A 21,790-nucleotide genomic window follows, 5' to 3' on the forward strand; every position below is an offset into this window, starting at 1 on the left:
CCACATGGAAAAACGCGAGCGACTCGAGCGCTACCTCGAGGTCTCCGACCTCGAGTCGGTCTGGTTCGCACGACCGAACGCCTTTGCCTGGCTCACCGGCGGCTCGAACGTGGTCGACCGCGAGACGGATGCCGGGGTTGCCGCCGTCGGCTACGACGGGACCGACATCTGCGTCCTCGCGAACACCATCGAAGCCGAACGGATCGTCGAGGAAGAACTGCCCGACCTCGAGTCGGAGTCGATCACCCTCGAGCAATTTTCCTGGTACGACGCATCGCTCGAGGAGGCGATCGCCGACCGGGCAGGTGACGGGCGAGCGGCCGCAGACATCGACGTCACTGGCCTCGAGCGCGTCGATTTGGCCAACCTCCGACAGCCATTGACTCGGCGAGACCGCGAGCGGTACCGCGAACTCGCCAGGGAAACGACGGTCGCCGTCGAGGCCGTCTGTCGCGAGCTTCGACCCGACGACACTGAACACGAGGTCGCCTCAGCCCTGCAGGTCGCCCTCTCTGGACGAGAGATCGAGGCGCCGGTCGTCCTCGTCGGTGGGAGCGAGCGGGCCCAACGGTACCGACACTACACGCCGACTGACGCCCAACTTGACGCGTACGCCCTCGTTTCGGTGACCGCCGAACGAGGCGGCTTACACGCCAGTTGCACCCGAACCGTCGCGTTCGATCCGCCGACGTGGCTCGAGAAGCGACACGAGGCCGCAACACGGGTCGAGACGACGGCCCTTGCGGCAACACAGGAGGCCGCTGCGCGAAGCGACGATGCGGACACCGGAACGGCTGGCGACGTCTTCGCGGCGATCCAGGGGGCCTACGAGGCCGTCGGCTACCCGGGCGAGTGGGAACGACACCACCAGGGCGGCGCAGCGGGCTTCGCCGGCCGGGAGTGGATCGCGACCCCAGAGCACGACGCACCCGTCGAACGGCCGATGGCCTATGCGTGGAACCCAACGGTCCAGGGAGCGAAGAGCGAAGGAACAGTGTTGCTCACCGAGAACGGGCTCGAACCACTGACGACGACCGGAGACTGGCCGACGACGACCGCCTCGGCCGTCGACCGCGAGCTCGAGCTCGAGCGACCAGGAGTGTTGGTACTCGACGCGGAGTGACGAACTCGAGTTACGCGTCAGCTTCGTCGTCTTTGTCGGCTGTGTCCGACAGGTTGGTCGTCGACTCGTCGGCTACCGAGTCGCCAGTAGATTCGTTCATTTTGGATTCGGCTTCGTCAGCCCGGTCGGCCGCCTCGAGCACGTCGATCTCGTCGACCGTGATCGTCACTGGCTCGACGTCAGCACCCAGTTCCGGTTCGGCCTCGGCTTCCCGGTCGAGAACGCGGTCGAGCGTGAAGATGGTGTTCAGTTCCTGCTGGACCTGATCGACCACACCACCGACGAGTTCGCTCGGCTGGATCGCTGTGTACTCATAGGGGTTGTTGCCGGCCCCTTCGCTGGCCCGCTTTTCGCGCGTGACGCGGTCTTCGTCGTGGAGTTCCGCGAGGGCCTCCCGAACCGTACTCGGATAGAGCCCCGTTCCCGTGGCAACCTCTTCGGAGGTGCTTCCGGGATTGTCGAGTAAGTGGACGTAGATCTTCGCCCGCGTCTCGGTGTCGAGGATCCACGAGAGTAAGTCGACGATCCGCTGGTCGACTTCCTCGGCCGCCGCCGTTCGGACGCCGTCATCACCATCGACGAGGGCGTCGTCATCGGGTGGCTGGTCTGGCCCGTCGTCCGTCCGGTAGTCGTCGGTGTCGTCTCGAGCCATATGTCTCGGCTAAGAGGAAGTTTCGAGCGACGTTAAACCTTTGCGCGGGAAATCCCCTCGCCACTCGAACGAGAGCCACGGGGGCGAGATCACTTTCGCTGCGGTAGCGTACACCTTTTAGCCCCACCGCTAATACAGGGAGGTGATGACGTCGTTCCAGTCGACACTCGGTGAGGAGTCGGGGATCGCCGAGGAGCTGGCCGAAAACCAGCAGGCGATCTCCATCGCCGAGTTCTTCGAGAAGAACAAGCATATGCTCGGCTTCGACAGCGGCGCTCGAGGCCTCGTGACGGCCGTCAAGGAGGCCGTCGACAACGCCTTAGACGCCGCCGAAGAGGCGGGCATTCTCCCGGATATCTACGTCGAGATTCAGGAAGCAGGCGACTACTATCGCCTGATCGTCGAAGACAACGGGCCGGGGCTCACGAAGGAGTCGCTCCCCAAAGTCTTCGGGAAACTGCTCTATGGCTCGCGCTTTCACGTTCGCGAGCAAAACCGCGGCCAGCAAGGGATCGGGATCTCCGCGGCCGTTCTCTACTCACAGCTGACCAGCGGCAAACCGGCGAAGATCACCAGCCGAACCCAGGGTGAAAGCGAGGCACAGTATTTCGAGCTTATCGTCGACACCGACGAGAACGAACCCGAAATTAGCGTCGAGGAGACGACCAGCTGGGACCGACCCCACGGGACGCGCATCGAACTCGAGATGGAAGCCAACATGCGCGCTCGCAACCAGCTTCACGATTACGTCAAGCACACGGCGGTCGTCAACCCCCACGCTCGCCTCGAGTTGCGCGAACCCGACGCACACTTCAAGTTCGAGCGGGCGACCGACCAGCTTCCCGAGGAGACAGAAGAGATCCGCCCGCACCCCCACGGCGTCGAACTCGGGACGGTGTTGAAGATGCTCGCGGCGACCGACTCACACTCCGTCTCGGGATTCGTTCAGGAGGAGTTCACCCGTGTTGGGAAGAAGACGGCCGAGTCGATCATCGACGAGTTCCGCGACCGCCACGACGGACGCGAGATGCGCTGGCGACCGCCTGCAAGCCAGGAGGAAATCGACCTTCGTGCCGTCGTCGCCGACGCGACGGCGAACAAGGGCCAGGAGGCGACGAGCGCGTTCGCCGGTGCCATCGCCGACGCCGTCGACGAGCGCGACCGAATCGCCCACCACGAACTGCGCGAAATGGTCGCAGACGCCGCAGAGGCTGCCGAAGCCGACCACGGAACGACGTTCGGCGATACCGTCCAGGAAAACGCGCTCGAGGCGGTCTGGCTCGCACTCGTCGATGCGACGGACGACGACGAGGCCGACAGCAACGACGCCGACTCGAGGCTCGTCGGTGAACTCTACGACCTCGCCGACGAAGCGACGAGCACGCGGAAAGACGATGCGGTCGTCCACGCGTTCGCCGATCGGCTCGCGGGAATGTTCACCGATGCGCTCGACGAGGATGTCCGCCAGCGACTGACCCAGCGAGAACTCCGAGAGTACGTCGACCGCGCTGCGGACCTCACGGAAGAGTACGACGACGTCGCGTTCGGAGACACCGCCCGTGAGAACGTCGTCGAGACGATCTGGGGCGTGATGGCGACGGTTCCGGACGAGCCGCCGCTGGTCCGCGAACTGGCCGACGACCGCGACGCCGCCAGCGATCTCATCGACGCCATGCGCGAGACCGACATCATGGCACCGCCCACGCGGTGTCTCTCCCCCATCACCGCCGATCTCGTCGAGGCCGGACTGAGAAAGGAGTTCGATGCCGAGTTCTACGCTTCTGCAAGCCGCGATGCGGAGGTCCACGGCGGCGACCCGTTCATCGTCGAAGCTGGCATCGCCTACGGCGGCGACCTGGGTGCCGAAGGGAGCGTCGACGTGCTCCGATTCGCCAACCGCGTGCCGCTGGTCTATCAACGCGGCGCGTGTGCGACGACCGACGTGGTCAAGTCGATCGGCTGGCGCAACTACGGGCTCGACCAGCCCGGCGGCTCTGGCCTGCCGAACGGTCCGGCCGTTATCATGATCCACGTCGCCTCGACGAACGTTCCGTTCACGAGCGAGTCGAAAGACGCCGTCGCGAACGTTCCCGCGATCGAAGACGAGATCGAACTCGCCATCCGGGAGGCCGCCCGCGAACTCAAACGCTTCCTTAACAAGCGTCGGTCGATGCAGAAACGCCGGAAGAAACAGAACGTCCTCGGGAAGATCCTCCCCGAGATGGCCACGAAAGTCGCCGAAGTCACCGGACGCGACGAACCCGACATCGACGACGCCATCGCCCGGATTATGAACAACGTCCTCGTCGAACGCGAGGTCGAAGCGAACGGCGACGCAAAGGCAGTCTCGGTCGTCGTCGAAAACAACTCGAGTACGGCCGAGCGACTCGAGATCACCGACATCGTCACGGCCGAGCCGACGGCCCTTCCCGACGACGTCACCGTCGTCGAGATGGACGGCGAGTGGTTCGTCAAGTGGGAGCCCGACGTGGGGAGCGGTGACGAGGCGACGCTCGAGTACGAGGTCACGACGGACGCATCGTTTGACCTGAGCGTGAAAGGCGTCGAAACCGAGAAACTGACGGTGAAACAATGAGCACGGACGCAGACCAGCAGGCACGAGAACAGTTGATCGATCTCGCGGCGCAGTTTTACGACCAGTTCGAACTGGGCGAGATCCCGCACATGTCGGTCCCGACCCGGACCAAAAACAACATCGAGTACGACGAAGACGAGAAGGTCTGGGTCTACGGCGATCGGGAGTCGACCCGGTCGGCCAACTCCGTCCGCGGAGCCCGGAAGCTCCTGAAGGCGGTGTACACCATCGAGTTCCTCGCCGACCAGCTCGAGCAGGATCGCTCGTCGACCCTGCGTGAACTCTACTATCTCTCCGAAAGCTGGGATAACACGGAGGCGCAGTTCAACGACCAGGACGAGTCGAACAGCCTGGTCGAGGACTTAGAGATCGTTTCGGGTGTCACCCGCGAGGACTTCCACATGCGCCCGGAGGAGTCTGGGGCGACGATTATGGGTCCGTTACACCTCCGCGAACAGACCCGTCGTGGCGAACGCGAGATTCACTGCCAGGAGGACGTCGGTGAAGGTGGCTATCAGATTCCGAACAACCCCGACACGATCGAGTTTCTCGACTGCGACGCCGATTTCATCCTCGCCGTCGAGACCGGTGGGATGCGTGACCGACTCGTCGAAAACGGCTTCGACGAGGAGTACAACGCCTTGATCGTCCACCTCAAAGGCCAGCCCGCCCGAGCGACCCGTCGAATCACCCGCCGACTCCACGACGAACTCGGCCTGCCGGTGACCGTCTTCACCGACGGCGACCCGTGGTCGTACCGGATCTACGGCTCGGTCGCCTACGGCTCGATCAAATCCGCCCATCTCTCGCAGTATCTGGCGACGCCCGAGGCGCAGTTCATCGGCATCCAGCCCGCCGACATCGTCGAGTACGACCTGCCGAGTGACCCGCTGAGCGACTCGGACATCAACGCACTCGAGAGCGAACTCTCCGATCCACGATTTCAGACCGACTACTGGGAAGAACAGATCGAGTTGCAACTCGAGATCGAGAAGAAGTCCGAACAGCAGGCACTGGCGTCTCGAGGGCTCGACTTCGTCACGGATACGTACCTGCCCGAACGGCTCGACGCGATGGGCGTTATCTAGAGCCGGACAGCCAGTCACCGTCGCCGTTTTGCGCACCTGAGTTCGACGGACGAGCGCTCAGTGCTCGTCGAGGACGACCGGCACGCCTCGACTCGCGACATCGACGACGAAGGCATCCTGGTCGGTTTCGATCGCCTCGAACGTATCGTAGTGGACGGGCAACACGAGCCCAGGTTCCATCCGTTCGGCGAGGGCTGCGGCCTCGTGGCGGTCCATCGTGGACGTGCCGCCGATCGGCGCGAGAAGGAGGTCCACCTCGAGGTCCTCGTGGAATGTGAAGGCGTCGGTGTCGCCGGGCCAGAACGCCGTCACGCCGTCGACTGTAACGCCGAAGCCACAGCCCTGGCCTTCGGGGTGATACGGCGTCCCACTCTCGTCCGTGTGTGGGCCCGCAGGGTCGTTAAACGCAGGCGTCGTGTAGAGGTCGAGCGGCCCGAGGATGAACGACTCGTCGTCACGGACGCGTTCGACCTCGTACGGTAGCTCCTCCGGTTGCTCGCTGATGCCGTTGTGTTCGTGAGCGTCGACGGACTCGTAGACGACGACGATCGAATCGTCGTGGGCGACCCGATCGATCGAGTCCGGATCGTAGTGGTGGCCATGAGAGACGAGAACGAGATCGCCGTCTTCCGGTCGAAAGCCGTCCAGAAGACCGTATCGTTCGGGACCGGGATCGATGTAGATGACGACGCCGGTCCGTCCCTCGAGTCGGACGCTTGCGAGCCCGAACCAGTCGACCGTTACCGCGCCGAATCTAATAGTCATCGACGACCCTACGACCGGCCGAATCGAAAAAGGTTCGACTCGTTCGATGCCGTTGTGAGAGCTGGTCAATGACTCATTTGGACTCGGGTGGAGATGTTACACTGACGGGCTGGTGTGGAGTCGAGAGGTTCTTGCCCCATTAATAACCACATAACCGAAATGGCTATATTGTCTTCGGAGGTTTGTTTATAAAGTAGGCGAAACAGTTATATCGTTTTCGGCCTTACTCTATGTTAACCGAGGCGACCGGGTTTCTTCTGGTTACCCCACCTGGGAGCCCCGAGTAACCACCCTGAGACACCATGACAGATACGAACCTTCGAGCCTACCGGAACGAACGAGCCGACGAACGAACCGACGAACGAGAAGACGAAACGACTGCCCGAGCCGACGAGCAAGAGCACTGCCCAGAGTGTGGCGGGCGACTCATCTCGGACACCGAACACGCCGAGACGCTCTGTGGCGACTGCGGACTCGTCGTCGAAGAAGACGAAATCGATCGCGGCCCCGAGTGGCGTGCGTTCGATTCGGCCGAGAAAGATCAGAAGAGCCGCGTCGGCGCCCCCACGACGAAGATGATGCACGACCAGGGGCTGTCGACTAACATCGGCTGGCAGGACAAAGACGCCTATGGCCGGGCGCTCTCGAGTCGCCAGCGTCAGAAGATGCAGCGGCTCCGAACGTGGAACGAGCGGTTTCGCACCCGTGACTCGAAAGAGCGCAACCTCAAGCAGGCCCTCGGTGAGATCGACCGGATGGCGAGCGCACTCGGACTGCCCGAAAACGTCCGCGAGACCGCCTCGGTCATCTATCGGCGCGCCCTCGAGGAGGACCTCCTCCCCGGACGGTCGATCGAAGGCGTCGCGACGGCGTCGCTGTACGCCGCCGCCCGCCAGGCCGGGACGCCGCGCAGCCTCGATGAGATCTCGGCCGTCAGCCGCGTCGAGAAGATGGAGCTGACCCGAACCTACCGGTACATCATCCGAGAACTCGGCCTCGAGGTCAAACCCGCCGACCCCGAACACTACGTCCCACGCTTTGTGAGCGACCTCGACCTGTCGGACGAGACCGAACGGATGGCCCGCGAACTGCTCGAGTCGGCTCGCAAAGAGGGCGTCCACAGCGGCAAGTCGCCCGTTGGCCTCGCTGCCGCCGGCGTCTACGCTGCAGCGCTGTTGACCAACGAGAAGGTCACGCAGAACGAGGTCAGTGACGTCGCGAACATCTCGGAGGTCACGATCCGAAACCGCTACAAGGAACTGCTCGAGGCCTCGGATTCGGCTGCACCGGCGTAATCACCGGCTTTCCGGAGGGAAACGGAAGTTACGACCACCGTCGATGGCGTCCGATCCAGTCGGCTGGTGTACTCACATGGTGTTCGGACTCGAGGCAGAATACCGTCTGCCCCTCACTTGTCGCGGCGTTTCGTGACCCGAGAGTGCGTACGCGGCAAGGCTTATTGTGCTCTCCCGTGTAACACAATATCATGGATGAAACGACCGTCCGACTGTTGTGCCCCGAGTGTACGAAAAACTGGCAGGCGTCACCGGGCAAGCTTCCAGAATCCGCCGAAATGTTCCATTGTCCGAACTGTCATGCGACCCGGCGGACGGCCGAATTCATGCGAACCGATCACGACCTTCAGACCTTGAAACAGCTCGGCTAGTACGTCCCGACTCGTTTCAATCCGCTTTTGTACACTGCAGATCGTCGTTTGCGACCAGTGGCGGTTGCAGTCAAAGACACAGGAAACGGACTTCGGGAGCCAGTTTAAGATCATCATACCACGACTCCGGTGCTGTAACAGTGGTTTACGAGCGAACGAGAACCGGACACAGGGACTCCCTATAAACGGTTTCAAGTCGCTAGTCCATCGTGTTCTATTTTCCGGAACTACGGACTGTCACGGCGGTCTGTATGGGGCGTGTGGTAACGCGGCTCAAGATAATAATATAACCCTGCAGTGGATATGATTGGATGCCTATGAAGAAGCAGGAGCTCATTCACCTTCACGGCCTTCTTGCCGAAGTATCGAACCAGTGTTCGGAGTGGGAAAACTGTCGAATCGACCTCGAAGAGTACGAATCGCTCGGTATTCGACCGACATCGATTCACAAATCGAAAACAGATCATAAAGCGGCTGTTTTTGCGCTGGCTGGCGGTATCACGGCGAACATGCACGAGGGCGAACAAGAAGCCGTCGCCCCCACTGCTGACTGAACGAAACGACGCATCCTCCGATCGTACAACGCAAGTACTGGCCAGACGTATCTACGAACCAACCGAAACATCTGCGCTCAGATGATAAACACGGGCAAAACCGAGTGAACCCATCGAAAGGTCGTGTTACTCGACGAGGTCTTCGAATTCAGGAAGGATTTCTTCGTCTTCGTCGGCTTCGCTCTCCGCCGTGGCCTCCGTCTCTTCAGTGGTCGACGACTCGTCAGCCTCGTTTTCCGATTCGTCTTCTGTTTCGTTCTCGTCTTCGTCGTCTTCTAACACGTCGACGCGCTCGACCTCGAGCGGGATGTTCTCGAGGCGCTGGCCGATTTCCTTCCGGGCGATACGCGAGGCGTGTTCCTCACGTTCGACGTTGAAAACGGTCATCTCTAGCTCTAACGCGACGAGCGCTTCATCGGCCGCGATGAACGCGGGTGGAAGTTCCTCTCCCGATGGAGCGGTGCGTTCTCCCATGTTGATCTCGACGTAGTTCAAATCAGGGTTCAACATCTCTCCCGTCTTGGAGATGGCGATACGGATCGCCTCGTCTTCTGTCTCAACGTCGAATACCGGCACGGCAGCTTCGACGACAACCCTGCAGTTCATACCGTGACATTGTGTCGCCTACAGTATCAAGGTTCGCCTCACTTTATCGGTCGCGTCTGCGCCGGTGGACTCTCGATCCGTTGGAGACGTCGCCGCTGCGCCCTTCGAAGGTGCGGTTCGAAAGGCACAAGCCGGCGCTCTCGAACTCCCCGATGAATGGAAACCGGGCAGCTCCCGATCGACGACCTCCCAGGTGGGCTCGATCTCTATCGGACGCTCGAGAGCGGGCAGACCTACCTTTGGCAACGGGACGACGACGGGATGTACAGCGGAACGCCCGACCCTGAGACGTGGTACGTTACGGTCGTCGACGGGACCCCAATTCGGGTTCGAGCGCAAAGCGGAATGCTCGAGTGGGAGTCGACAACCGACGTCGATCCGCTCGTTAGGCGGCTGTTACGACTCGAAGACGACCTCGAGGAGATCGTTGCTGCTACGCCCGAAGACTCGCTGGTAGCCGATGCCTACGAGGCCCACCGTGGCATGCGACTGGTGGAGGACCCGCCGTTTGGCTGTCTGATCTCGTTCATCTGCTCGGCACAGATGCGGGTGAGCCGCATTCACTCGATGGTGTCAACGCTGGCACGCGAGTACGGTGACGAGGTCGTATTCGACGGGCGGACGTACCACGCGTTCCCAACGCCGGACCAACTCGCACGGGCGACCGAAGCCGAACTGCGGGAGCTGGGACTCGGCTATCGGGCCCCGTACGTCGTGCGAACGGCAGAGATGGTCGCCGATGGAGAGGCACATCCAGCCGACGCTCGCGACCTCGAGTACGAGGCTGCCCGGACGTATCTCACCCAGTTCGTCGGCGTCGGCGACAAAGTGGCCGACTGCGTGTTGCTCTTCTCGCTGGGGTTCGACGAAGCCGTTCCGCTCGACACCTGGATCAAGTCGGCGATCGAGGAGTACTACCCCGACTGTGACCGCGGGTCGTACGCAGAGACGTCACGGGCGATTCGCGACCGGCTCGGCGGCGAGTACGCAGGATATGCACAGACGTACGTTTTCCACCATCTTCGGACGGCCGAGTGACCCGTCGATCCCCTCTGGCGTCGCCCAGTGCCTGCGAGTGGATCACGACCCCGAAGTCGATCGAGAGAGGGGGGAGGGGTACGTCGCGTGTGTAACCCTCGCACGACAATAGTCAGCCACTCGGCAGCCACGCGTCAGACAAACGGGATTTTTGCCGGTCGCGATCAACGGCTCGAGTATGACAGACCGAACCCGAGCACACGTGTTCGTCTCCGGGAAAGTACAGGGCGTCTACTACCGCGCGACCACTCGCGATACGGCCAGTGGTCGGGGCATCGATGGCTGGGTAAAGAACCTCACGGACGGTCGCGTCGAGGCAGTGTTCGAGGGCACCGAGGCCGACGTCGAGGCGATGGTCGAGTGGTGTCACGAGGGGAGCCCAGCGGCTGACGTCGACGACGTGGAAGTCACAGACGAGGAACCACAGGGCCTCGAGGGGTTCGAGATCCGGTACGAGTGAGCGGCGAGTGGGCGGCTTACCGGGGGCTGAACCGGTTCGTCCGATTTTCGCTGTCGAAGTCGCCACCTTCGTTCGGATCGTCGGTCCCGTCGCCGTGCCACTCGCTTTCATCGTCGTAGACGTCGATGTGATGGATTGCCGCCGGCGAGAGGAGGCGATTCCCCTCGAGTTCGATCCAACCGTTGGCGTGGACGACGATCGGTCCCTCGTAGAGCGGGGCATCCGCGTCGACGGCGTCGTAGATGACGACGTCGTGGTAGGCCCGCGTAAGGGGGTTTAGGTCGTCACCAGCGAGCGGTTCAGTGGAGGCAAACGGGGGGAACATCGTACCGAGATGACAGCCTATGCAGACATAAGTGGTGTGGACGTCGCTCGAGTACGCAGACCACGACGGCCTACGACGTGTCCGAGTAGACGACCACCCCGTCCGCAATCTTCAACGGTTGGCCGGTCGAACCGTGTCGTATGATTACAGGCGAGCAGATGGCCGCCGTCGACGAGAACGCCGAGGCGCTTGGCGTGCCACGAAAGCAGCTGATGGAATCAAGCGGTAACGCGGTCGCCCAGCGGGTCCGCGAGATCGCCGACCCGGGCTCGAGGGTCGTGATCGTCGCCGGGCGGGGGAACAACGGCGGCGACGCGTTCGTCACAGCCCGGTTTCTGGACGACTACGACGTGACGACGCTCCTGCTCGGCCGGGCCGAAACGATCGGCACCGACATCGCCCGCGATAACTGGGCAGCGCTCGAGCGCGCCGACTACGACGTTCGCGAGGTGACCGACTCACGGACCCTCGGGCTTCCGGACTGCGACGTGCTCGTCGATGCGATGCTCGGAACCGGAATTAGTGGCAACCTCCGCGAGCCGGCCGCGACCGCCGCGCGAGCGATCAACGATGCCGAGGCGACCGTCGTCGCGGTCGACGTTCCGTCTGGCTTCGACGCTGCTAGTGGCGATCACGCCGACAACGGGGTCGACGCGGATCACGTCGTCACCTTCCACGACACGAAGCCGGGCCTCGAGCACCTCGAGGCCACCGTCACCGTCGCTGATATCGGCATTCCCGCCGCAGCCGAACGGTTCGTCGGTCCCGGCGACGTTCGTCTCGCCCGCCCCGACGACCGGGCAGGACGGCCGTACGTCATCGGCGGAGGCCCGTACACCGGTGCACCTGCGCTGGCCGCCCAGGCGGCGCTCCGGGCCGGTGCCGAACTCTCGTTCGTCGCCGCACCTGAAGTCGTCGCCGGCGAGATCCAGGGCTATTCTGCGGACCTGATCGTCCAACCGTTCGACGGCGACCACCTGGGGCTCGACCAACTGGACGACCTCCTCGAGACCGCACAGACGTACGAGAACGTCGTCGTCCTCGGTCCCGGCCTCGGCACCGAAGCCGAGACGCTCGAGGCCGTCCGGACGTTCCTCGAGTCGTACGACGGCCAGGTAGTCGTCGACGCGGACGCACTTGCGGTCGTCCCCGACATCGAGACCGATGCGACGCTCGTCTGTACGCCCAATCGGGCCGAACTGGCGCGAATGGGCGGGCCGGACGCCGACGACCTTCGATCGGTGGCCGACGAAATCGAGTCCTTCGCGGCCGAGTTAGGTCACGTCGTACTCGCGAAAGGCGCAGCCGACGTCGTTACGGACGGCGAACGGACCCGAATCAGCCGCTCGGGAACCGTCGCGATGAAAGTCGGCGGCACAGGCGATACGCTCGCCGGCATCGTCGCTGCCTTACTCGAGTTCGCCGACCCGCTCGAGGCGGCGGCAGCCGCCGCCCACGTCAACGGCATTGCCGGCGAACGGCTGGCCGACGGTCAGGGCCACGGCTACCTCGCCACGGACGTCCTCGAGGAGATCCCCGCGGCACTGTGGGGTGGTGCCGATGAGTGAGACCCCCGACGCCGACGACGAGGCCGGGACGAACGAGCAAAACGGGGCGACCGACCTCACACACACGACCGAGGAGGGTGACGTCCAGATGGTCGACGTCGGGGACAAGCCGGATAGCGACCGCCGCGCCGTCGCAGCGGGCGAGATCCGCCTCCAGCCCTCGACGGTCGAGGCCATCCGCGACGATGGGGTCGGCAAAGGCGACGTGCTCGCCACCGCTCGCGTGGGTGCGATTCAGGCCGTCAAACACACCTGGGAAACGATCCCGATGTGTCACCAGATCCCGATTACCAATGTCGACACCGACTTTACGCTTCACGAAGACCGCATCGACCTCGAGGTTGCCGTCGAGACGACTGGGAAAACCGGCTGCGAGATGGAGGCTTTAGAGGGCGTGACGACTGGCTTAAACGTCGTCTGGGATATGGTCAAAGCCGTCGAGAAAGACGACGGGGGCCAGTATCCCGACACGGGAATCGAAAACGTTCGTGTACTGCAAAAACAGAAACGGAAACGCCAGGGGTAATCGAACGTCGGTCGCACGGAGTGGCTGCTGGATGGGGTGTAGTCGGCTACATCTTTTGGGACTCGGTCTGCCGTCGAGCGACCGTCTCGAAACTCCCGAGCCCGACGGCTAGAGGTCCATCCCGCCGTTGACGTCGATCACTTCGCCGGTGACATATGAGGAGTCTTCGCTCGCGAGGAATCGGACGACGGCCGCGATGTCTTCGACCTCGGCCAGACGCTCGAGCGGAATGCCGGCGACGATTCGGTCGAGTACCTTATCCGGAACGCTCTCGAGCATATCGGTCGCGGTGAAGCCGGGGGCAACGCAGTTGGCCGTCGACCCGCCTTTGGCGAGTTCGAGGGCGATCGTTCGGGTAAAGCCGAACATCCCACTTTTGGCGGCGGCGTAGTTGGCCTGTCCGAAGTTGCCCTGTTTGCCGACGACGCTCGAGATATTGATCAGGCGGCCCTCGTTGGCGTTCCAGATGTCGTCGTAGAACTCCTGGGTGCAGTTGAACATCCCGCCGAGATTGACGTCCATGACGCGATCCCACTCTTCTCGGGTCATCGTGGTAAACTGGGTGTCAGCGGTGATTCCAGCGTTGTTCACGAGTACGTCTGCCGGACCGAAGGCATCGTGGCAGACCTCTCGCATGTGGATAACCTCGTCGCGGTCGGCCACGTCGGCCTGTGCAGCGACGGCCTGCCCGCCGGCAGCTTCGATCGTTTCGGCGGCTTCGTGTGCCGGTCCTTCAGACGACCGGTAGTTGACGACCACGTTAGCACCCTCGGAACCGAGGTACTCCGCGATTCCCCGCCCGATGCCGCGTGCCGAGCCTGTGATGACACAGGTGCGTCCGTCCATAGACATTGTCACTGCCTATTCTACCTCCGTCGGTATATAATGACGTGTCAACTAACAGAACCTGCACCTGTCGTTATAGAAACAAGTGGAGCGGTTTGTACGCTGACTGCACCGTCCGCGATTCGCACTCGATTCCTCGCTCCGGCTCGCTCCCCTCGTGCAAACGGGTGTATCTGACGTTTGGTGGCTACTGCAGGCAGTACGGTTTCGAGATTGCCGTGAAAACCCGATGTGGGGGCGGTCAACCGCAGCGCGTTACCGGGTCTGTGCCTGCTCGATCCAGTCTTCGATTCGACTGGGGGAAATACCCGTTTCGGAAGCGAGTTCCGCGACGTTGGCCGCGGCGAGCTGGCCGAACGTTTCGACGCCAGCCTCCTGAAGGTCCTCGGCGTACGCCTGACCAACACCGGTCAGTTCGGTGAAATCGTCGGTCTCGGTCGCAGACGATACGTCGCCACTAGTAGTTCTCTCGACAGTTTCACCGCCATCAGTGAAGTCACCGGAGCTGGACGCATCACCAGCGACGTCCGCCGCTTTTGGATCGGGCGAGTCAAACTCGGCCTCGACGTCTGCAACGGACCGCGTTTCGAACCACTCACAGACGTCCGGCCAGAGTTCGGCGTGACTGCGCGAGGAGACGGACATCCCGATGTGGCCCGTTGCGAACTCCATGATCTCGGTGTCGTCGGCGGAAACGACCTCGTTGAACGGCTTGGACGCCCCCGGCGGGATGAGGTGGTCGTACTCGGCGACGATCTGGAGGACAGGCATGTCGATCTTCTCGAGATCGACGTGTTCGTCGCCCAGGTGGAGTTCGTTCTTGTACAGCTTGTTCTCCTGGTAGATGTCACGGATGAACTCCTCGTAGGCGACGCCCGCGACGTCGATGCCCTCCGAGAGCCACCGCTCCATCCGCGCGAAGTTCTCGACGAAATCCTCGTCCTCGACGTTGTCGTAGAAGCGGACGTACTTCGTCAGGTTGTTCGCGACGGGGTCCATCAGGGCGAAACCGACGTCCAAGAACTCCGCGGGGACGTTTCCGAACGTGTCCGTGACGGTCTCGGGGTCGTAGTAGTCTTCAGCGCCCCACAGCTCGAGGACGCCACCCTCACCGGCGAAACAGAGGCCGGCGGCCATCAGGGCGAGGTTCCTGACCTTCTCCGGGTACAGGGCCGCGTACATGGCCGACATCGTCCCACCCATACAGTAGCCGAGGATGTTGATCGCGTCCTGACCCGAGCGCTCGCGGACGACGTCGACGCAGTTGTCGATGTACCGGTTGACGTAGTCATCGAGTGAGAGTTTTCGGTCCAGCTTCGAAGGCTCGCCCCAGTCGATCATGTAGACGTCGAAGCCGGCCTCGAGTAGCGTCCGGATGACCGACCGGTCGGGCTGGAGGTCGAGGATGTACGGCTTGTTGATCAGCGCGTAGGTGACGAGGATGGGGACGTCGTACTGCTCTTCGGTCATCGGCTCGTAGTGGAGGAGTTCGAGTTTGTTCTCCTCGTAGACGACCTCGCTCGGTGTCTGGCCGACCTCGACGTTCTCTAAGGTCTCGGTGCGATCCGGAGCGACCTGGCTCTTCTCGGCGAGGTCGGCGGCGTTCTCCCAGGTCTGTCGCTGGAGTTCGAGTGCGGTTGCGTAGGGGTTTCTCATTGTTCGTCTTCGAGATGCTCAAGGACGCGGTCGAGTTTTGACTCGACGGCGTGCTGGCGGCGCTCGAGTTCGACGAGTCGGTCGCCGATCTCGACGACGCCTTCCTCGGTCGCGAACCCGAGCGTTCGCAGTGTCTCCTGGGAGGCCTCGTCGGCCTGTTGCTGGAGTTCGAGGACGTCGCCGACTGTCTCACCCGTCATCCGGGCGAAGGCGGTCGTCGACATCACGTCTTTAAACGCTTCGTTGGCCGTGTTGAGCCAGATGTCGCGGAATTCATCGACGTCGACGTCTTCGCCTTCGAGCGAGTCGTTCATCCGGTCAACCATCTGTTTCGAGGCGTTCATCCACGTCTCGTAGGCTCGAGCGTAGCCTTCGACTCCATCGGATATCTCGTTTTCCTCGCTCACCTCGCCGACGGTTTCGGACCAGCTCTCGACGAACTGCGCCTGCGCTTCCATGTTGTTCTCGAGTGCCTCGAGTAGCTGTTCGTTCCACTGTTCGACGAATGCGTTCCAGTTCTGCATCTGGGGCTGTTGTGAGTCTGACATTGCGTATAAATTGGGCAGCTTACGTAAAAAGGCTGAGCCTTTTTTCTACGCCGAAACGTCGATTTCCTGAGCGGCCTCTTCGACGTTCTCGGCGACAGTCGATACGTTCGCTTCGAGCTGCTCGTGGGCCTCGAGGAAGGCATCGAACGACGTGTCGACGACCTCGGAGTAGCTCGCGGTGAACTCCTCGAAGGCGGCTTCGGACTCCGTCATGGCCTCGGCCATAGCCTCGAGCGACTGTGACTGGGCTTCGGTGGCCGAATCGACGCTCTCGTCGACGAACTCGCGCAGTTCGTCGAAGTTCGCGGCGTCTTCGGGCATCGACGCCTCGAGCGCGTCGAGGTAGGCGTGGGTGGCACCTTTCGTCAGGTCCGCGTTGGACTCGACGAGCGTGCCCGAGGACTCGACGGCGCTAGTGAACGCCGAAAGCGACGTCGACTGCGCCTCGAGGGCGTCGTGGGTGAGGTTCTGGGACTGTTCGACGGCGGTGCGCTGTGCGGCGAAGAGTGCGGTGAGTGGGTTCTGGGTCATGGTTAATCTTCTCGGTTGCGTTTGACTGGGACAACGATCGTCTGGACGATATCGCCCTCTTCGATGTCGAGGGCTTCCCGTTCGGGTTCGGGAATGCTGATCCGACCGCCGCTCTGGACGCGAGCTTTGAACGTCGCGGTACCCATGTTCATCGGGCCGAACGACGAGAGGTCGTCGAACGGCGACGACGTACTCGCCTGCATCATCTGTCGCAACAGCTCCTGCTGAGATTCAGCGACTTGCTCGCCTGCCTCCTGCATCTGTTCTGTAAACATCGCAGGCGGGAACCAGGGCGATCGGTCGGAGTCGTCCGTCATCAACAGAGACGAGGGGCCCACGTATAATAAGCCTTTCCACCATTCACCATTAGATGGCAGCCAATGGTTTCAAAAGTCAACTACCGGTGTGATCGGTATTGGGTTCCTTTTAATGGACTGATGAGGATTCTGTCGATCCGCGATGCGGCGAGGAAATCGACTCGTTGTAGCCGTCGATCGGCCCGGCCGCGCAGTCGGACTGAGACAGCGGTTCAGTTCTCACTCGAGATGGCCATACTGTGATGAATTCACGCATACAGTGTCGGCCAACGATTCGAATCGCCGAGTTACGGGTCACTTGCTCGGCGTCGCTGGACGGAAGATGAGCATGCGGCGTTGAATAAATCGGCGGGTCGTTCCAGTCCCAGAAATCGGCGATTATGATCAGGATTCCGTCGTAAACTATGATTGGCCAAGCCAAAGAAGTCATAATGCTCCCCGCCCAAAGGCGCATAGATGGGATACAAAAATCCTGGGGAAGACAACCTCGCTGCCATCACCTCCGCGTGGTCGGCGATGACTCAGAGCTTCCTCCAGAGTGCGACCGCCGCGAACCGTGCCGCCGTCTCGACGATGTTTCCCGTAGCGTTCGACCAGAACTCGAACGGCACCAACGTACCGGCACCGATCGACTCCGTCGAATACTCCAGTCTCGACTGGGAGTTCGACCGGACGGTCGACGACGCCACACAGATCGCCGTCGGTGACACCGTCACCTTCGAGAAGACGATCACTGAATCGGACGTCAAGCGTTTCGCCGAGGTCAGCGGCGACACGAACCGACTCCACCTGGACGAGGAGTTCGCCGCCGACACCCGATTCGGTGAACGGATCGTCCACGGGACGCTGGTCTCCGGACTCATCAGTGCTGCGCTGGCACGTCTCCCCGGACTCACGATCTACCTGTCCCAGGACCTCGAGTTCAGTGGACCGGTCGGCATCGGCGACCACGTCTCCGCCCGCGTCGAAGTCGTCGAAGACCTCGGCAACAACCAGTACCGCCTCGAGACGACGATCTACAACGACGACGACGATGCGATGGTCATCGACGGTGAAGCGGTCGTCTTGATCGACGAAGTACCGGAGTAGCCACCACCCCATCGCTGGTGGACGCACTCCCCCGCACCGCAACCCTCCACAACCGGCCGATCCGATTTCGTATCGGCCACCACCCTCTCCTCTAGAATCATCGATCGACGTACTGCACCGCCTCACTCGAGGGCATCACCGCTCTCGAGGGCGGACCCCCCATGCGTCGTCATCGCGACCTGTCCTCGTAGCGCTCTCCGATAGTATAAATAGTTCCTCGCGGAACGACCGGACATGACGCTGTTCGGTACCGCCGGGATCCGTGGCCCTGTCACAGAGATCACGCCGGCACTCGCGCTGACTGTTGGGCAAGCCGCCGGCGAACCCGGTGAAACGTTCGTCGTCGGCAGAGACGGCAGACAGACCGGACCTGCGCTCGCCGCAGCGATGGAAGCCGGACTCGAGAGTGCGGGTGCAGACGTCTTCCGACTTGGGCGTGTACCGACGCCAGCACTCGCGTTCGCCGCTCGCGGGCGCAAGGGTGTAATGGTCACTGCGAGTCACAACCCGCCCGCCGACAACGGACTCAAGTTCTTCGTCGACGGCGTCGAGTACGACCGAGACGCCGAACGAGAAATCGAAAAACGAGTCACGGATGACGTCGCTTCTGTACCGTGGAACGAGTGGGGTCGGTCGGATCGACTCGAGGTCCTCGAGACGTACCGCGACGCGGTGGTTGACTACGTCGAAACGACGTTCGGCGACGCGGACGCTCACAGCCACGATCTACTGTCGGGGCTCTCGATCGCCGTCGACTGTGGGAACGGCGTCGGTGCGCTCGCAACGCCACAGGTTCTCGAGCGTCTCGGGGCGACCGTCGTCGCGGTGAACGCGAACGTCGACGGGTACTTTCCAGCCCGCGAGAGCAAGCCCACACCCGAGACCCTCACCGAGTTCACCGACTTCCTCGCTGCCGGTTCGTTCGACCTGGGGCTCGCTCACGACGGCGACGCTGACCGCCTCGTCGTCCTCGGGCCCGACGGCGAGGTGATTCACGAGGATACGATTCTCGCCGTCGTCGCCGCCCACTACGCGGGCGACAGCGACGCGGACGATCCGGTCGTGGTGACGACGCCGAACGCCTCCGCACGGATCGACGAGCGCGTCCGGGCAGCCGGCGGCCGCGTCGAGCGAGTGCGACTGGGGGCACTCCACGAAGGGATCGCCCGTGAACGCGCCCGCGGGGCCGAGGGGACGGCGGTCGTCTTCGCCGCTGAGCCCTGGAAGCACATTCACACCGGATTCGGCGGCTGGATCGACGGCGTCGTAAGCGCCGCCGCAGTCGCTGCCCTCGTCGCCGACGCCGGCGACACCGACGCGCTCCGGGAACCCATCACCGAACGACCCTACCGGAAGGTGAGCGTCGACTGTCCCGATTCGGCCAAAACCGTCGCTATGGCCGACCTCGAGACCGACCTGCCCGACGCGTTCCCCGACGCGACGGTGAACACGGACTACGGCGTCCGCCTCGAGTTCGCCGACGCCTCGTGGACCTTGGTCCGGCCGAGCGGGACCGAACCCTACATCCGGATCTACGCCGAAAGCGACGAGGTCGACGCGCTCGTCGACGACACCCGCCACGTCGTCGAGACGGCGATCGACGACGCCGAGTGACGCTGGCCCGTGCTGGGATCGGTCTGTCGGTGGCTTCTTGCACACGGTCACGGTATCTCTCGGCATGACCACCCGCGACTTACTCGAGGCCGCCCGCGAAATTCAGTCCGCAGCCCACGTTCCGTACTCCGAGTACACCGTGGGGGCGGCTCTCGAGACCGCCGATGGCGAGGTCTTCGTCGGCTGTAACCTCGAGAACGCAAACTACAGCAACAGCCTCCACGCCGAAGCGGTCGCCATCGCCGAAGCAGTGAAAAACGGTCACACCGACTTCTCGAGGATCGCCGTCAGCTCCGGCCCTCGGGACGGCGTCACCCCCTGTGGCATGTGCCGTCAGACGCTCGCGGAGTTCTGTGCGGACGACCTGAAAGTTATCTGTGACGAAGGCGAGGGTGAAGAGCCGACCGTCTACACGCTTGGGGACCTCCTACCGAACACCATTACCCAAGACATGCTCGAGTGACGATACTCACATCGTCTGTAGGAAACGGACTGTCGTAACAGGGCCCCGGAGGCGAACTCGAGAGCCATCGGCACTCGTCCAGCAGGTATATTCGGCGTCGGATCGAACCGCCGCCAATCGATGGCACGCGACAGCGAAGACCCGAACGCGGACGTACAGTATCACCTCGAGGTCGGCCCCGACGACGTCGCCGGGACGGTCCTGCTGCCAGGTAACCCCGAACGCCTCGAAAAGATCGTCGCCCACTGGGACGATCACGAGATCCGAGCCCACCACCGCGAGTACCGGACGGCTACGGGCTCGGTCGAGGGCACCCCGATTTCGGTCACCTCGACCGGAATCGGTAGCCCGTCGGCGGCGATCGCCGTCGAGGAACTCGCCCGCGTCGGCGTCGGGACGTTCGTTCGCGTCGGCTCCTGTGGTGCGCTCCAGGCCGAGATGGACGTCGGCGACCTCGTGATCAGCACCGGCGCGGTCCGCCAGGAGGGGACCAGCGACGAGTACGTCCGTGAGGACTATCCGGCGACGGCAGACTACGAGGTCGTCTCGGCACTCGTCGCAGCAGCCGAACGCCTCGGCTATGACTATCACGTCGGCCTCACGATGAGCGCCGACTCCTTCTACGCCGGGCAGGGTCGACCCGGCTTCGACGGCTTCGAGGCCGCCGGCTCGAGCGATCTCGTCGATCAGCTCAAGGAGGCGAACGTAAAGAACATCGAGATGGAAGCCAGCGCGATCTTCACGCTTGCGAGCCTCTATGGCCTGCGTGCCGGTGCCGTCTGTTCTGTCTACGCCAACCGCGAAACCGGCGCGTTCCGCACCGAAGGCGAATCTCGCGCCGCCGAGACCGCCTCGCTCGCGACCCACCTGCTCGCACAGATGGACCAGAAGAAGCGGGCGGCCGGAGCAGATCGCTGGCACGCCGGACTCTCACTCGAGGAGTGACGAATGGGATCGGTTTTCCGCGTGTCGAATCAGAAAGGGCGACTCGAGGCTACTCGCGCTCTCTGACGATTTCGGCCTCGAACACCTTGCGGTTCGGGACGATGTACTCCTCGGAGTCGTCTTCGATCTTCGTGACGAGGAGGTCGACTTCCTGAACGATGCCCGACTGCTGGCCGATTTGTACGCGGTCGCCGATTCCGTACGGTTGCTCGAGCAACAGATAGATGCCGGCCGCACTCGAGACGAGGAAGTCCTTGAACGCGATTGCACCGACGACGATGGCACCCGCCGCGAAGATCGCAAGCAGGACGACCAGTGGGAGGACGTAGACGCCGATCTGCCCCAGTGCGAGGACGAACGCGACGTACAGTACCGAGTACTTCACCAGCCGGGGGAGCACCGACACGTCGGGCAGTTTGACGCCGCGGAGATACTCGCTGACGACCAGTTCAGATTTATCGGCGATGATGAACCCGAGAATAAGGATGAGTACGGCGATGAAAACCTGTGGGATGAACTCCGTTACGCGGAACCAGAAGGCGTCGGTGTCGAGTAGCTGGGCGATGTGGATCGCCGTGAGGACGGCGATGCCATAAATAAACCACGAGCTAAGTCGTGCAACGATCTCGACTGTCGACGTGCCGATCGACTGGGCAGTCCGTTCGAACGGGGTTCCTTCGACCGTCTCCGGGACGCCCGAGGCCGACAGCAACTCCTTGTTGAGCCGACCGACGAGATAGCCAACAACCAGCCCCAATACCAATACCGCCATCGCGATAACGGCCGGCTCGTCGATCAGCGTCTGCCACTCCAT

Annotated in this window: 24 protein-coding genes; 14 read left to right on the top strand and 10 right to left on the bottom strand. The window is 62.7% G+C overall.

The features are described 5' to 3' along the window. Positions 1 to 4: 4 nt before the first annotated feature. A complete protein-coding gene (locus tag AArc1_RS08430) occupies positions 5 to 1,123 on the top strand; it encodes a M24 family metallopeptidase (RefSeq protein WP_117363939.1) in 1,119 nt (372 codons plus the stop codon). 10 nt (positions 1,124 to 1,133) lie between these two features. Here AArc1_RS08430 and AArc1_RS08435 read toward each other — a convergent pair whose 3' ends face one another. Continuing rightward, positions 1,134 to 1,775: a helix-turn-helix domain-containing protein gene (locus AArc1_RS08435; protein ID WP_117363940.1), complete on the bottom strand. Its 642-nt coding sequence runs from the start codon at positions 1,773 to 1,775 to the stop codon at positions 1,134 to 1,136. 145 nt (positions 1,776 to 1,920) lie between these two features. Between AArc1_RS08435 and AArc1_RS08440 the strand changes: the two genes are divergently transcribed. Next, positions 1,921 to 4,371: a DNA topoisomerase VI subunit B gene (locus AArc1_RS08440; RefSeq protein WP_117363941.1), complete on the top strand. Its 2,451-nt coding sequence runs from the start codon at positions 1,921 to 1,923 to the stop codon at positions 4,369 to 4,371. Beyond that, positions 4,368 to 5,459: a DNA topoisomerase IV subunit A gene (locus tag AArc1_RS08445; protein ID WP_117363942.1), complete on the top strand. Its 1,092-nt coding sequence runs from the start codon at positions 4,368 to 4,370 to the stop codon at positions 5,457 to 5,459. Before AArc1_RS08440 ends, AArc1_RS08445 begins: the two co-directional genes overlap by 4 nt. Before the next feature lie 57 nt (positions 5,460 to 5,516). Here the strand turns inward: AArc1_RS08445 and AArc1_RS08450 are convergent, their stop codons facing one another. After that, positions 5,517 to 6,224, bottom strand: coding sequence for an MBL fold metallo-hydrolase (locus AArc1_RS08450; RefSeq protein WP_117363943.1), 708 nt, complete (start codon positions 6,222 to 6,224; stop codon positions 5,517 to 5,519). A gap of 302 nt (positions 6,225 to 6,526) precedes the next feature. Between AArc1_RS08450 and AArc1_RS08455 the strand changes: the two genes are divergently transcribed. The 3 genes from AArc1_RS08455 to AArc1_RS08465 all read left to right on the top strand — a co-directional run bounded on the left by AArc1_RS08455 (position 6,527) and on the right by AArc1_RS08465 (position 8,444). Then, positions 6,527 to 7,519, top strand: a complete 993-nt coding sequence (locus tag AArc1_RS08455) for a transcription initiation factor IIB (RefSeq protein WP_117363944.1) — start codon at positions 6,527 to 6,529, stop codon at positions 7,517 to 7,519. A gap of 191 nt (positions 7,520 to 7,710) precedes the next feature. Beyond that, on the top strand, positions 7,711 to 7,890 hold the full coding sequence (locus AArc1_RS19345; RefSeq protein WP_117363945.1) for a DUF7836 family putative zinc-binding protein: 180 nt from the start codon (positions 7,711 to 7,713) through the stop codon (positions 7,888 to 7,890). Positions 7,891 to 8,207: 317 nt separating this feature from the next. Further along, the gene (locus AArc1_RS08465) at positions 8,208 to 8,444 is read left to right on the top strand and encodes a UPF0058 family protein (protein WP_117363946.1); all 237 of its coding nucleotides are present in this window, start codon (positions 8,208 to 8,210) and stop codon (positions 8,442 to 8,444) included. Positions 8,445 to 8,570: 126 nt separating this feature from the next. On the opposite strand, the gene AArc1_RS08470 is transcribed toward AArc1_RS08465, so the two are convergent. After that, a complete protein-coding gene (locus AArc1_RS08470) occupies positions 8,571 to 9,050 on the bottom strand; it encodes a DUF555 domain-containing protein (protein ID WP_117363947.1) in 480 nt (159 codons plus the stop codon). 156 nt (positions 9,051 to 9,206) lie between these two features. On the opposite strand from AArc1_RS08470, the gene AArc1_RS08475 reads away from it, so the two are divergent. Both AArc1_RS08475 and AArc1_RS08480 read left to right on the top strand, forming a co-directional pair. Next, positions 9,207 to 10,088 (top strand): DNA-3-methyladenine glycosylase family protein, encoded by an 882-nt coding sequence (locus tag AArc1_RS08475; protein ID WP_117363948.1) that lies wholly within the window; start codon positions 9,207 to 9,209, stop codon positions 10,086 to 10,088. A 178-nt stretch (positions 10,089 to 10,266) separates the two neighbouring features. Beyond that, positions 10,267 to 10,548, top strand: coding sequence for an acylphosphatase (locus AArc1_RS08480; RefSeq protein ID WP_117363949.1), 282 nt, complete (start codon positions 10,267 to 10,269; stop codon positions 10,546 to 10,548). A 16-nt stretch (positions 10,549 to 10,564) separates the two neighbouring features. Here AArc1_RS08480 and AArc1_RS08485 read toward each other — a convergent pair whose 3' ends face one another. After that, positions 10,565 to 10,873, bottom strand: coding sequence for a hypothetical protein (locus AArc1_RS08485; protein WP_117363950.1), 309 nt, complete (start codon positions 10,871 to 10,873; stop codon positions 10,565 to 10,567). A 140-nt stretch (positions 10,874 to 11,013) separates the two neighbouring features. On the opposite strand from AArc1_RS08485, the gene AArc1_RS08490 reads away from it, so the two are divergent. Next, a complete protein-coding gene (locus tag AArc1_RS08490) occupies positions 11,014 to 12,441 on the top strand; it encodes an NAD(P)H-hydrate dehydratase (RefSeq protein WP_117363951.1) in 1,428 nt (475 codons plus the stop codon). Further along, complete coding sequence (gene moaC / locus AArc1_RS08495; protein WP_186336675.1) at positions 12,434 to 12,967, top strand: cyclic pyranopterin monophosphate synthase MoaC; 534 nt, start codon at positions 12,434 to 12,436, stop codon at positions 12,965 to 12,967. Before AArc1_RS08490 ends, moaC begins: the two co-directional genes overlap by 8 nt. A gap of 108 nt (positions 12,968 to 13,075) precedes the next feature. On the opposite strand, the gene fabG is transcribed toward moaC, so the two are convergent. From fabG to AArc1_RS08520, 5 genes are all read right to left on the bottom strand, one after another. Next, positions 13,076 to 13,819: a 3-oxoacyl-ACP reductase FabG gene (gene fabG / locus AArc1_RS08500; protein ID WP_117363952.1), complete on the bottom strand. Its 744-nt coding sequence runs from the start codon at positions 13,817 to 13,819 to the stop codon at positions 13,076 to 13,078. Positions 13,820 to 14,068: 249 nt separating this feature from the next. Beyond that, positions 14,069 to 15,469 (bottom strand): class III poly(R)-hydroxyalkanoic acid synthase subunit PhaC, encoded by a 1,401-nt coding sequence (gene phaC / locus AArc1_RS08505; RefSeq protein WP_117363953.1) that lies wholly within the window; start codon positions 15,467 to 15,469, stop codon positions 14,069 to 14,071. Next, positions 15,466 to 16,017 (bottom strand): poly(R)-hydroxyalkanoic acid synthase subunit PhaE, encoded by a 552-nt coding sequence (locus tag AArc1_RS08510; RefSeq protein WP_117363954.1) that lies wholly within the window; start codon positions 16,015 to 16,017, stop codon positions 15,466 to 15,468. The genes phaC and AArc1_RS08510 overlap by 4 nt, the downstream gene beginning before the upstream one ends. Before the next feature lie 45 nt (positions 16,018 to 16,062). Further along, positions 16,063 to 16,548, bottom strand: coding sequence for a hypothetical protein (locus tag AArc1_RS08515; RefSeq protein WP_117363955.1), 486 nt, complete (start codon positions 16,546 to 16,548; stop codon positions 16,063 to 16,065). A gap of 2 nt (positions 16,549 to 16,550) precedes the next feature. Then, positions 16,551 to 16,865, bottom strand: coding sequence for an AbrB/MazE/SpoVT family DNA-binding domain-containing protein (locus AArc1_RS08520; RefSeq protein ID WP_117363956.1), 315 nt, complete (start codon positions 16,863 to 16,865; stop codon positions 16,551 to 16,553). Positions 16,866 to 17,321: 456 nt separating this feature from the next. On the opposite strand from AArc1_RS08520, the gene AArc1_RS08525 reads away from it, so the two are divergent. From AArc1_RS08525 to AArc1_RS08540, 4 genes are all read left to right on the top strand, one after another. Continuing rightward, positions 17,322 to 17,954 carry a MaoC family dehydratase gene (locus AArc1_RS08525; RefSeq protein WP_117363957.1) on the top strand — a complete coding sequence of 211 codons (633 nt, stop codon included), beginning with the start codon at positions 17,322 to 17,324 and terminating at the stop codon, positions 17,952 to 17,954. 234 nt (positions 17,955 to 18,188) lie between these two features. Then, positions 18,189 to 19,568 carry a phosphohexomutase domain-containing protein gene (locus AArc1_RS08530; protein ID WP_117363958.1) on the top strand — a complete coding sequence of 460 codons (1,380 nt, stop codon included), beginning with the start codon at positions 18,189 to 18,191 and terminating at the stop codon, positions 19,566 to 19,568. A gap of 64 nt (positions 19,569 to 19,632) precedes the next feature. Next, positions 19,633 to 20,031, top strand: a complete 399-nt coding sequence (gene cdd, locus AArc1_RS08535; RefSeq protein WP_117363959.1) for a cytidine deaminase — start codon at positions 19,633 to 19,635, stop codon at positions 20,029 to 20,031. 120 nt (positions 20,032 to 20,151) lie between these two features. Beyond that, on the top strand, positions 20,152 to 20,976 hold the full coding sequence (locus AArc1_RS08540) for a nucleoside phosphorylase (RefSeq protein ID WP_117363960.1): 825 nt from the start codon (positions 20,152 to 20,154) through the stop codon (positions 20,974 to 20,976). Between the two features lie 49 nt (positions 20,977 to 21,025). Here the strand turns inward: AArc1_RS08540 and AArc1_RS08545 are convergent, their stop codons facing one another. Then, positions 21,026 to 21,790, bottom strand: a complete 765-nt coding sequence (locus tag AArc1_RS08545) for a mechanosensitive ion channel domain-containing protein (protein ID WP_117363961.1) — start codon at positions 21,788 to 21,790, stop codon at positions 21,026 to 21,028.

Source organism: Natrarchaeobaculum sulfurireducens (assembly GCF_003430825.1).
Classification (GTDB): Archaea; Halobacteriota; Halobacteria; order Halobacteriales; family Natrialbaceae; genus Natrarchaeobaculum; species Natrarchaeobaculum sulfurireducens.